Source organism: Paenibacillus phytohabitans, assembly GCF_013141775.1.
Taxonomy (GTDB): Bacteria; Bacillota; Bacilli; order Paenibacillales; family Paenibacillaceae; genus Paenibacillus_AQ; species Paenibacillus_AQ phytohabitans.
This window is the reverse complement of record NZ_WHOB01000021.1, coordinates 51,406-64,494: the sequence shown is the minus strand read 5'-3', so window position 1 is coordinate 64,494 and position 13,089 is coordinate 51,406. Positions and strand designations below refer to the sequence as shown.

Genomic DNA, 13,089 nt, shown 5'->3' with positions numbered 1-13,089 from the left:
CTCCTTGCTGGATATCTGAATGTACAGAAAAAGCCCTCAGAATATTTACTCTGAGAGCTTTTTGATTTGGATTGGACACTTGTTACATTCCGTCTAACAATATCCTCTGTTTCAATATGATGACCACCGTTTTTTACACGTAAAGCAACACGTTAAATATTTAGCCGAACATCCCCTAGCCCGCTATTCTTATAGTTCATTCATGGATGAAATCCTATTCATTCATTTTCTCGATTTTACCGCTGCTATATTCTCTAACAATTTGCCCCTCATTTTTCACTTAATAGTTCGAGCGTACCACAGTACAGCGTATTTTATCTCTGCTTCAAGCTATACAGATAATACAGTGATTTTGGAATTTCTTATTAAAAATCACAAACAACCTGCAGGATCAAGACATTTAATGTCTCATTCCTACAGGCAATTTCTTACCTCACCGCTTCGCCTTATAAAACTCATGATACAGCTTCATGAGTGCCCTTTTCTCTATCCGCGACACATAACTCCGCGAGATCCCTAAGTCCTTCGCAATTTCCCGCTGCGTCCGCTCCTCGCCGCCAGTATCCAGGCCGAAGCGTCCTACCACGACTTCCTTCTCCCGTTCATCCAGAATATCGAGATTGCGGTAGATCTTGCTCTTCTCAATCTTCAAATCCACTTCCTTGATTACATCATCCGCCTCAGAGCCGAGGATATCGATCAGCGTGATCTCATTGCCTTCCTTGTCTGTCCCAATCGGATCGTGCAGGGACACGTCTTTGCGGGTTTTTTTCAGCGAGCGGAGATGCATCAGGATTTCGTTCTCAATACAACGTGCCGCAAAAGTAGCCAGCTTCGTGCCTTTGTTTGGGCGGTAGCTCTCGATGGCCTTGATCAGTCCGATGGTGCCGATGGAGATGAGGTCCTCCATGTCTTCGCCGGTGTTATCGAATTTTTTGAGGTTGTGGACACGATACGATGTAAAATAAAAACTATAGTTAGTCGCTAATCTGAAAATGTGAAGCAGATGCCGCGCCATTAAAAATGGTAAGATTATCAATCAACTTCTATGTTGAGATAATGTTTCTTGACTTCATTAACAGATAATTTGAACATCATTTGCTCATCGTAAGGAAATAGTATAAAATCAAGTTTGTTTATTCGGTAAGTGAATTTAAAATTTCAAGACGCAATTTACTGACTACTCTAATTGTTCCCCCAACTTTCCCACAAATCAATCAATTGAGTTGTCCTTTTTGATAAAACAAATAAAACCCTTTATCTTTTCCATGCGGAAGAACTATGTATTCACCAGTTACTTGACCATCGCTTTCTTCCATGAGAGTCCAAAAAGGATGACCTAAAACTTTCTCTATTGGTAGTATCACTCCGACCTTAGCTGCAACTACTTTTGCCAGAAGTGGAAGTTCACCTAATGATAAAAGCTCTATATTATAGTGTTTGCAACAATTTCATCATTATGTTGAAATCCACTTGCGAAGACCATTACGAAGTGAATCAGCACATCGGCGTCAGTCGTGGCGGAAAGACAACCAAACTTCACACCGTCATCGATGGATTAGGAAATCCCCTCACTTTTCTTCTGACGGGTGGTCAAGTCGACGATTCTGTTCCAGCAGTCGATTTACTTCAGAAGCTTGAAATTACAGGAAGACATCTTCTTGGCGACAATGCCTCCTCAGTGAAGAGTTTTCAGACACGACCTAGTACATCATATATAGATTGAACTCATAAAATTGAGAACCGCTATGCCAAGTCGATTTAGCATTTTAGAGATTCCTTATAGGGTTTAGTTCTCGCCAAACTGCTGGTTCCCTAAAAGACAACAACGCAAAATTCCAACTCATGGCGAGCATAAAGGAGCAAAACTATTTGCTGCCATCAACTACGAGACGGGCCATGTGACCTATCAAGAAGAGGAAAAGTTTGATGCGGATGCAATTTAGCCGTTTCTGCGAGAAAATCCGAGACTTCAGCTTTTTTTTCCCAAGTATAGCCCTGAGTTTAATCCTGTCGAAGGATTGTGGAAATGGCTAAAACAAGATATCGTATACAATGTCTTTTTTCATAAGTTTTACGTCATCTGTACTCATGTCGCGACTTTCATGAAACGAGTCAATCAAAGCCCTCTTGAATTAATCGATCGGCGCTACTGGGCGTAAAGATTTTCAGTTCAATCTATATAGGAATTGCGTTTCTAGTAAAACGTTGATCAAATAAATAAAACAAGGTCTTCCGTAAGATTCATCCCTGCAGAAGTATTCTCCCCGGGTGGACTCGGATTCGAGCTCAACCCGATAATGAAGACTCGACAACCATCGTGATCGGCGATAACATGCAGGTCATACTGCTCACCAAAGAAATTTTAAAGTCGCTTACGCAGAAGGAATCCGTTGATACGGAAAAGTACGCGTAAATGACGAACGCCTCGGCCTTCGAGAGCAGGGAAAAGGTGAATGAATTGTTGAACACTGCGGTCTCCCTGGGCGGGAAATCGTATGAAGAACCTGAGGATTACGGATTTATGTATCATTGGGCCTTCGAGGACTTGGACGGCCATATGTAGGCAATCTACTACATGAACACGGATGCAACTCAAGGTTAAAGATAACTGAGAGAGTACTCATACTTAGATTAATCCATATCGTTTTTACCCTGAATTTGAAATAATTATCTTTCAAGAATAAGTTATAGGTCTTCATCTAAAATTTTTGTTCCTCTAGACGTAACATACATTCTGAGGACTGAAATAAAAAGCAACTTATCCGCAGATAAATTGCTTATAATACACTCTATTATTATCGGTGCCTGCTGAATTGTAAACTCCTTGTTCACAAGAGGAAAAACTCATACTCAGTTCCTCTCTATTCGCTTCAAAAGCTTTCTCAAAAGCAGGTGAACTCCCGGTCCTCATAATTAGTTTATACGAATTGACTGTACTGCAGCTATCGCGCTTTTGCTTCTCATCCATAAAATCAATGTTCATACCATGTTGGCTAACCCTTCTAACACAAGCTAAGCCTTCCATCCAAGACCTGTGTTAAATCAGCGAAGCATAACTGATCGGGAAGCACTCCGCCGAGAGAACATGCCGCCATTTTATAGCCTTCCTCCAGCGTATACGTCCTGCACCGATATCCAAGTGCTTGTTCGTGCTGTGATAACTGTTGAGTCCCGTCACTTGTTACAACAGCAAATGAATCAAATGCAAGTGATAAGCCTTTGCCCAACGCTTTACTGTAGCCCTCTTTAAGAGTCCACAATTCATAGAAATAATCTAAGCGCTTATTTTGCGGAAGCATTTGGATAACTTTATATTCTTCCGGATGAAAAAACCGCTCTGCCACCTCTAAGTTATTCGGGCGGATTTGTTCGATATCTATTCCCACCGGAGCTGTTCCAACAGCGCAACCTATCCATTCTCCAGAGTGAGTAAGGTTAAAGTTAATGTCTTCCCTCTTGTACAGATAAGGTTTTCCGTATGTATCTATTTTAAAAACTAATTCGTTTTCTTTTAAATGAAATTGATCATGCAGCACTGTTCTTAACAACAAATCAGCCAGCAAAGAACGCCAGGCATCTTCCCTCCGATAATAACGCAGGATCCGTTCTCTCTTTACTGCGTCCACACGGGAAAGCGAAGTCCAGAAGATTTCTTCCTCCAGTTCAATATCTAACTTACATACATAAATTATCGGGGCTCCTCCTAAGCTACAGTTAACTTTGATGTTCTGGAACGATTTTAAATCTCATTAGTTTTACTTATGGCAAACGTCTGATGGAAACTCCACTGCTCCCAAAGCTGGTGCAGCGTCATAACACCCAGATGGGCAAAGTTCTTCGTCACGAGCAAATCTTCTTCATCCGCGATGTCAATAGACAGCTTCCTCACCATCTGGGAATAATTGGATTTTAATGCGTTTGTGCATCGGTCAGCGGGCTTTACCTATATTCAAAAACGTCTCTATTCTATTTCATTCATTTAACTTTTCAAAACTAAACGTACTTCCTCAATATATTTCTCTCGCTCTTCATCAGGAATCATATGCCCTGACTGATGGAATACAACAATCTTGCAAGAAGGGATTAACTTCACATACTCGTCCAGCATGCTGTCTGCCAGGTCTGATTTTATTCTACTATTATTATTTCTGCCCACAAAAACCGTAACGGGAATATTCAGTTCAGGCAGACGGGAAAGAAAACTGATCTCTTTAGCCTCCCTTCCCAGCCCTTCAAACGCCCGTATACGCATATATTTGGTAACAGGAACCTCTTGATATATAAGATTTTTCCAAAACTCTACTTTCTGAGAACTGAGTGCTTCATGTACTGGAGGCTGGTCTACGACAATCAATCCCCTCATATGCTGTTGGTTCTCCAGGCCCCAGGCTAACGTATATCCTCCTCCTCTGGAGAACCCAAGTACCCAATAGTCATCGAGGCCGCAATGCTTGACTACAGTCTCTATATCCGAAAGATGGTCATTCAGTCCATAGCCAGTCTCAGGTGTCGAGCTATTTCCCCTTCCCCGAAAGCTAAAAGCTACGGCATGACCGGAGAGAGCGGAGATCAGCGGAATTGCCCTCTCAGCAGATTCCCATATCCCACCAACGACTAGGAGAGAGGGTCCCCCTTGACCGGCTTCCCCTGTCTCCAATACATGCAAGCTAACAGAACCGTTTTGTACATAGAAGCTTTTCATCGTTCTGTTGTCCCCCAATCCCTTCCTTTTGTTCAGTTATAACACACTCAGCTATACCAGGCTGTGCTCCATTTCATCCTCCAGCAGAATACTTTCGATATTATCTGCAAGAGTTTCTATGGTTGGGAACAGAAAAATTTCTTTTAGTCCAAGAGTTAAATACAATAGCCTATTTATTTCAGCGATAATCTGAAACCCGAGTAAGGAGTTACCCCCTATATCAAAAAAGTTATCGTTAACACCAATATTCTCCACGTTAAGCACCTTGCTGAATACGTTAAAAAGCAGCAGCTGAACTTCCGTTGTCGGCTGAATTGTCGTTTGCAGCGAAGGGAGCCTCCCTCCAAACACCAACGAACGATAATCAATTTTGCCGGACCGGGTCCGAGGCATTTCGTAAATAAGATCGATCCCGACAGGAATCATATATTGCGGCAGGGTCTTTAGCAGGTACTCTCTCATCTCCTTAAAAGATATACTATTCTCAGTTGACGGAATATAAAAGGCTACAATCTGCTCATTAGCATCGTCCATTTTTTGTGTTTTAACCGCTGCCAGTTGAACACCAGGCATCCGGGACAATGTTTGCTCAATTTCATCCAGTTCCACCCGGTATCCTCTAACTTTTATCTGTCTATCCTTGCGCCCTCCAAATTCAATATATCCTGTAGGCATATATCTGCCATAATCGCCGGTCTTGTAAAGCATATATCTGTCCCCGCTGCCAGGCTCCTTTTGAAAAACCTGGTCCGTAGTTTCTTTTTCGCCGAGATAGCCAAGAGAGAGGTACGGCGTTCTTATGCAGATTTCCCCCAATTCCCCTACTCCGCACATTTTGTTGCTCTTGTTGAGTATCAAAAGTTGAGTATCGCGAATTCCTTTACCAACCGGTATAACATTTTTTCCTGTGAGGACTGATTCATCCACCTCCAAGAAACTTCTGACTTGCGGGGCCTCCGTAGCGCCGTAAAAATTCACAACTTTCGCTTGGGGTGCAATTTCGGCAAAGCTTACAACATGACTTCGCCGCAGCGATTCTCCAGTAAAACACACTAATCTTAATTGATCCAGCACATGACTCCGATTCTCCCAACTGATACTCAGAATCTCCGCCAGACTTGGGGGGGTATGTGCAATTATAGTAACCTGACTGTCAAACATCCAATTTCCGATCTTGGCCGGCTTATCCAATAAATTAGCTGTTGGAATAAACAGCTCAGCGTTGGCACATAAAGGGACAAAGATATCTCTAATCAGTGGATCATGGGAAACCCCCGCCAAATTGGCAAACCGATCATTTTCCTGCACTTCAAAATGTTCAATAAACCATTCGAGTGATTGAAATACGGATGCATGCGATGAAGCAACGGCCTTGGGAACCCCTGAAGAGCCCGATGTAAAGCAAATATACATAGGCATATCCGGATTAACGGCGGAAGGTCCTTCTGAAACGTTATTCTCCGGCATAACGGCATAAGGCACATTAGCACTGCAATCCAATATGAAAAGTTCGCCAGAATCTGCAGACAATGACTGAATAAGATCATTTGGATCTTCTTTGATAATATGAACCAAGCGAGTGCATTTTATTACCTCTAAAAGCATCCGGACTCTTTCGCAAGTATAGCCTGCATCAATAATAGAAAAGCAGCAACCCAGCTTCAGAATAGCTAGAATAGTGATAATCAGCTCTGGATTACGTTCAGCAAAAATCGGAATGATATCCCCTTTTTTAAACCCAGCCTCAGCGAGGCGCTTCATCCGACTGCTTGAACGCACATCAAGATCTAGATAATGAAGCCTTTCCGTTCCATAGCAGATCGCAGCTTTGTAAGGATTTCTCTCCGTATTACACTTGAACCTGTCAAGAACTGTACCAGAGGGTCTATATTCCAGCCTTTCAAGGCTATTGGGAAGAGCTGAATCATGGCTGGAAATCAATTGTGGATCAATGATCGTTCTACCGGGAGATACTGCAAACTCGGCAAGCAAGCTCTCAAAATCTCTCAGCAGAAGCTCCATTCTTTCTTTCTTAAACAAGCCGGAATCATAAACCAAATCCAACTTCAATCTGGAGTCCACTTCCAAAGCATATAAGGTAAGATCGAACTTCGATCCCGGGAGTGCATCCCAGTAAATATCTGCATGAAGTGAACCTAAGTCCAATTTCTCTATTTTATTGTCCAACCAGTTAAACATCATCTGAAAAATAGGTGTCTGATCCACACGTCTTTCTTTTTTGGAAAAATCAAGAATATATTCAAACGGGATGTAGCCTAAACGATACATTTGCAGAGAACGGTTTCGAACCTGACTCAATAGCTCATCAAAGCTCATATCATCCCTGATGTCAGTGACATTCACAAGATTATTTACGAAAAAGCCCATTACATTCTCGAATTCGCTACCTTCTCTATTGGTCATTGGTGAACCGGTAACGATCTTCTCCTGAGCGGTCATGCGGTAGATCAATGCATGGAATACTGCCAGTACCGTCATGTTCAAACTGGCTCCATGTCTCTTGGCAACTCCACGTATAGCTTCGATGGTTCCAGGCTCAATTTCTAGGCTTGTCCGTTTTGCCTTGAATTGCTTCTGTTCCGTTCTTGCATAATCCGAAGGAAGCAACGTGCTGGATGGAAGGTCTTCGAGTATCGCGCTAAGCTCTTCCATATCGTTTTTAAATTCGGAAGACACCATTCTCTCCTTCTCAAATTGCACAAAATCCAGATAATTATATTGAAGTTCGGGCAGTGAATATTCTGTTTTGGTTACAATGGACTCGTAGATCAGAGAGAATTCCTTGAGATAGATTTCAAAGGACCAGCCATCGGAAATGATATGATGCATGGTAATCAGTAAAATATGATTTTTTTCAAGAATGGAAAGTAATTGGTGTCTGATCAAAGAATCCGTCTCCAGGTTGAATGGTTTCTGAATTTCCTCTGCTACAAGAAGTTCTGCTTCTTCTGTTGTTCTTAAGTGCACCACCGGAAGCTGACAAACCCTTGAAGATCGGACTCGTTGAGTCACCTTTCCCTCCTCTGCTTGGAAATTGGTACGTAATGATTGGTGTCTGGAGAGGAGGACATTAATAGTTTCTTCTAATACCTTAACATTTAATCTACCTTTAAACTCCAGCTTAATCGGCATGTTGAATATACGTTGGTCCGGATTCAGCTGTTCAAATAGCCAAAGTCTTTGTTGGGAAAAAGAAAGTTCACCGTGGTCGGCCCCTGCCGGTTTCCTTTTTCCAGCATAGGGCAGCAGGTGCCGGTTGGCTGAGTGATTAACAATAGCTTCACTAATTCCTAGAAGGGTAGAATTCTTATAAACCTCTGCTAGACCCATCTTAATTTCAAACTTTTGATTTAATCGGGCAACCAGCTTATAAAGCAGCAAAGAGTGTCCGCCCAAGGCGAAAAAGTCATCACTTATCTCTACTTTTGCCACATCCAAAATATCCTGACAGATTTCACACACTATTAACTCAGTGGAAGTGTACGTATGCTCCGGTCTTTTTCTCAAATCGTTATGACCAAAATTCATTTCCGGAAGCTGCTTTCGGTCCACCTTACCATTTACATTCAACGGAAGCTTCTCAAGCTGCATGAACGCTAGCGGCACCATATATTCCGGAAGACGTTCATGAAGTGATCTTTGAACGTAATATTCGCTGACCCCCTCAGCCGTACTGCTTGTATAATAAGCCAGCAACCGTGTATCTCTTACAATAACCGCAGAACTGGCTATCCCAGGTACAGCTGATAAGACCTTTTCTATTTCTTTCAATTCAATGCGGAATCCTCTGATTTTAACTTGGTCATCTGCTCTCCCAATGTATTCAATGCTACCGTCTCTTCGATAACGTGCCTTGTCACCTGTTTTGTACATTATCTTTCCAGGGGCAAAAGGACTGTCCACAAAGACTTCCTCTGTTAAATCCGCTCTATTTAAATACCCCAAGGCAAGACCATCCCCTGCAACATAGAGGTCTCCTACAATTCCTTCCGGGAGAGGAATCCTGTTTTCATCTAGAATATAACAATAAGTATTGGCAATCGGATAACCTATAGGGAAGGTATCCTCATCTGTATTCCATTCTTTACTAGAAAAAGTACAGGTAAAGGTTGTATTCTCCGTTGGACCGTAGCAATTAATGATCTCCTGTGCTGAATTCGCCTGCACTGCCCTTCTGACATGCTCTTCAGAGATTTTCTCACCACCGGTAAAAATAAAGGGAACACCTTCCAGAGCTGATACATCCTCATCGACAATACTATTAAATAACCCTGTGGTCAGCCAGCAGTGTGTAACACGTTTTTCTTTAATAATATTCCGAAACTCTTCAGGGTCAGGGATTCTATCCGGATAAAGCGCCAGCTTCCAACCATTCAACAGCGGTGCCCAGATCTCAAAAGTCGCGGCATCAAAAGACATTGAAGCCATATGAAGAAAGGTATTATCCTCCGTCAGTGGAATATAGTTGGTGTGAAGTACTAGTCTTGCAATTGCCCGATTTGGGACCATAATGGCCTTAGGCTGGCCAGTCGAACCTGATGTGTACAGAACATAGGCTTCGTCTCTTCCCCATTCCCCCTCAATCAACGGCGTCGCAAACTCATTGGTAGCGACAAGATAACGTATGCTATCCATATTTACGGTTAGGACCGACACTCCAAATTTCCTGATAGTTGAACAAGAATGCTCATTAACAATCGCCAGCCGGCACCGGGTATCCTGAATCATGAAATGCATACGTTCGTCCGGGTATCTATAATCAATAGGAACATAAGAAGCTCCGGATTTCAGTATAGCGAGAACCGCAATTATTTGTTCCATGGAACGATCCATACTTATCGCAACTCTGTCGCCTCTGCAAACCCCTTGTGCGGACAATTCAAAAGACAGTGCATCAGAATAAACATCCAACTGGGCATAAGTAAGTGTATCGTTAGCAAATAGCAAGGCCGTTTTATTATGATGTGCCGCTGCCACTTCACGAAAGATCGATGCTACAGACTTGTCCTGTGGATACTCAGACTTAAACCCGGAGTAATTTTCCAACATCTGATGTTGTTTTCTTTCATCTAGCAAGGAGGTAGCCGATATCTTTGCGGAAGGAGCTGATAAAATAGTTTCGATTAAATAAATAAATCTGTCTATCATCGTCTCCATCGTATTTTCACTGAAGATATCAGTGGCATACTCCAATTCAAGATGCAGCATATCTTCATCAAAAGAAGTAAACATTGAAAGATCAAATTTGGCAGTTCCTGAATTCATAGCTGTATTGCCAATCATTCTGCAAACCGTATCTCGGAAATCAAGCTTCAAATTAGAAAAATCCTGATGACTGAAAACTATTTGAAAAATAGGGTTATATGCAGTACTTCGACTCTTCCCTCCAATTCTTACGACATCGTCAAACGCAATATGCGCATGCTTAAAAACAAGTTTTGTCTTCGCCTGAACCTCTTGGATAAACTCGGAATAACTAAGATTTCCGACTACCTGATTTCTTATGACCACCGTATTTGAGAAAAATCCAACAATATTCTGAAACTCATTTTCAACCCTGTTTAGATAAGGGGTACCGATGCATTGATCCTCCATACCTGTATATTTGGCTAGCATAATATTAAATGCCGCAAGCAAGACACAATGAACAGTCACTTCTTCTAGCATCGCAAATTCTTTAATTTTCCAGCTCAATTCCTTATCTAAACGGCGTTCGATCCATGAGCCTTTAAAGGATTCTTGGCTTGGCCGTTTTGAATCTAAAGGCAGACTATATTGCTCTGAAAGATCTTTAAGTTCGTTTTCCCAGAATTCCTGGCTTTTTTCCAGTTGTGATTCTTTTTTCAGCAAATTTTCGTAGTACACATAATTTTTGAAGGAAAGCACCTGTCCTTCATCCCTTAATTCAATTCCCTGGGTATACGCGTTATAGAGCTCCGAGATTTCCTGCAGCAGCAGCCCTAGGCTCCAGCCGTCGCAAATAATATGATGAATAACCAGTGTGAAAATGCTGCGATCCGGTGTTACTCTCAACAAGCTTGTCCGGAAAAGTCCGCCCTTCTGCAAATCAAACGGCTTAGCAGCTGTGGTCATGATCTCCTCTTGAGCTAGATGCTCAGCCTCGTTAGGCAGCAGATGTGACCAATCTCGGACGTTAAGATTGTCTTCTATATCAGAAACATAAAATAAAGAAGCCTGTTCTCCATCCATCCTAAAGCCTGCTCTTAATACTTCATGTCTTTTTATGAGTCGCTCTATGCTCTTTTTTAGTATGTGCACATCAACTGGTCCGCTAATTTCAAACCCTACAGGAATATTGTATACGCCCTCTGTCAGGAAACCCATTCTTTCAAGAAAAAGTAATCGTTCCTGAGCACTGCTTAAGCAGTTTGACTCCAGCAGCACAGGTGGGACCTGAATTTTAGAACATGCTTCTACAGACTCAGCAAAACTATAAAGCACAGGATTTTCAAAAAGGGTCTGGACTAAGATATCAAGTCCTTTTTCCTTACGAATTTTGCCTATAATGACGGCGGCATGCAGCGAGTTTCCTCCAAGACTAAAGAAATTGCTGTCGCTTTTAATGAAGGGAACATTTATGACCTCCTTCCATAAATCAACAATATAGGAGCTAGTATTTGTAAGTGGAAGATTGTCAATTTTATCGCTACCATCAATTATGAAGTTAAACGGATTTGGAAGATTATTTCTATCTATTTTACCGTTTGGTGTCAGTGGAAAAAAGTCTAATAGTACGAAACGTGAGGGAAGCATAAAATTAGGCAATGATTCAGCCAGCTCTTTCCGATAAGCCTTTTCTGAAGCATCTTTAGGATCTTGAGGAACGATATAAGCTACGATTGATTTTTCGTTTTTCAAATCCTCTACAGCCTTTACTACACAGAGCTGAACATTGCTGCACTGCGATAATCTCATCTCTACTTCTCCAGGTTCTATCCGGTATCCCCGTATTTTAACCTGATTGTCCTCTCGTCCAAAAAATTCAATCTGTCCGTTTGGGGTGTAGCGGACAATATCACCGGTTTTATAAAGCCGGCTATTCCCGTCAGTGGAGAATGGATCGTTAATAAATACCTGCCTCGTCAAATGCTCATTATTAACGTAGCCCTTAGCAACACCTACCCCCCCTGTATACAATTCTCCCTTAACCCCAATAGGAACCGGTTGCAGATGTTCATCAAGGATGTAGGTCGTCGTACCGGGTATGGGCCTTCCGATAGGGATTGAATAATCAAAGCTTGATACATTGGTCTGATTGACGATCTGAATGGTTGTTACAACAGAATTTTCGGTGGGACCATAGCAATTGTATACTGTTATATTCGGGTACAATTCAAACAGCCTTATCAGCAGGCTTTTGGAAATTACATCTCCGCCAGTCCAAACTTTGGAGACTGTATCAAAGGATTCGGGAAAGTGAGCAATCAGCTGGTGAAAAAGTGGGGTTGTTATAAAGGACGCAGATACCTTCTTTATATTCATTAAAGCTGACATTTCTTCCAGTGAGGGTAATTTATCCGGAAGAACAATAAGGCGGGCTCCGTTTAAAAGCGCGCTCCAGATTTCCAGCACACTTGCGTCAAAGGCAACCGAAGCTGAGAACATAGATACATCTTCATCAGAAATAGGATACAAATCATTATTATATACTAATCGAACAATTCCTTTATCAGTGATTTCGACTCCTTTAGGCAATCCTGTAGTTCCTGAAGTATAAATAATATAAGCTGAGCTTTCAGGAGTTCTAGGTCCTGCATTTGCAGGCACAAACTCATTATCGCTTCCTTCTTTTAGTTCAGGCGTATAGCAGAGAAACTCGAATTTGTCGGCACCTGGGATTTCACTATTGTCTTTTATAATCAAAGACAAACCTGAATCTCTAATCATATATTTCAAACGATCTTCGGGATATGCCGGATCAAGCGGCACGTAAGTTGCATTCGCTTTTAAAATAGCCAGCTGTGAAATGATCAGCAAGGGGGATCTTTTGATAAATACACCGACAATGTTGCCTGCGGTTATTCCTCTTGTCACAAGTTGCCTGGCGATCTCATCGGACAGCCTGTCTACTTCTTGGTATGTATATTGTTGTTCATAATTGTCTATAGCCACTTTATGCGGGAATTCCTTCACACGCATAGAAAAAATATCCGTTATACTCTTATTAATAGAATGAATACTGCCACTGCCGCTGAATTCATTTAAAAGAACATTTATCATATTGGATTCTCTCTCACTCATGGAATTATTCCAACCTCTTTTCCATCATTTTATATTTATTCCGATTTATTATTAATTATCTATGATTAAAGTTTAAAAACCCCTTAATGCGCAAAGCGCAT

6 protein-coding genes are annotated in these 13,089 nt (G+C 41.8%); 2 read left to right on the top strand and 4 right to left on the bottom strand.

Annotated elements, in window-relative coordinates; all coding sequences use genetic code 11:
* Positions 1 to 433: 433 nt before the first annotated feature.
* Positions 434 to 1,018 (bottom strand): RNA polymerase sporulation sigma factor SigK, encoded by a 585-nt coding sequence (gene sigK / locus GC101_RS08565; protein WP_171717052.1) that lies wholly within the window; start codon positions 1,016 to 1,018, stop codon positions 434 to 436.
* Between the two features lie 934 nt (positions 1,019 to 1,952).
* On the opposite strand from sigK, the gene GC101_RS36010 reads away from it, so the two are divergent.
* Both GC101_RS36010 and GC101_RS36005 read left to right on the top strand, forming a co-directional pair.
* The gene (locus GC101_RS36010; RefSeq protein WP_281365826.1) at positions 1,953 to 2,162 is read left to right on the top strand and encodes a transposase; all 210 of its coding nucleotides are present in this window, start codon (positions 1,953 to 1,955) and stop codon (positions 2,160 to 2,162) included.
* A 254-nt stretch (positions 2,163 to 2,416) separates the two neighbouring features.
* Positions 2,417 to 2,566, top strand: a complete 150-nt coding sequence (locus tag GC101_RS36005; RefSeq protein WP_246354232.1) for a VOC family protein — start codon at positions 2,417 to 2,419, stop codon at positions 2,564 to 2,566.
* Between the two features lie 439 nt (positions 2,567 to 3,005).
* Here the strand turns inward: GC101_RS36005 and GC101_RS08550 are convergent, their stop codons facing one another.
* The 3 genes from GC101_RS08550 to GC101_RS08540 all read right to left on the bottom strand — a co-directional run bounded on the left by GC101_RS08550 (position 3,006) and on the right by GC101_RS08540 (position 12,988).
* Positions 3,006 to 3,653, bottom strand: a complete 648-nt coding sequence (locus tag GC101_RS08550; RefSeq protein ID WP_425497139.1) for a 4'-phosphopantetheinyl transferase family protein — start codon at positions 3,651 to 3,653, stop codon at positions 3,006 to 3,008.
* A gap of 329 nt (positions 3,654 to 3,982) precedes the next feature.
* A complete protein-coding gene (locus GC101_RS08545; protein ID WP_171716876.1) occupies positions 3,983 to 4,705 on the bottom strand; it encodes an alpha/beta fold hydrolase in 723 nt (240 codons plus the stop codon).
* Between the two features lie 51 nt (positions 4,706 to 4,756).
* Positions 4,757 to 12,988 (bottom strand): non-ribosomal peptide synthetase, encoded by an 8,232-nt coding sequence (locus tag GC101_RS08540; RefSeq protein ID WP_171716875.1) that lies wholly within the window; start codon positions 12,986 to 12,988, stop codon positions 4,757 to 4,759.
* Positions 12,989 to 13,089 lie beyond the last annotated feature (101 nt).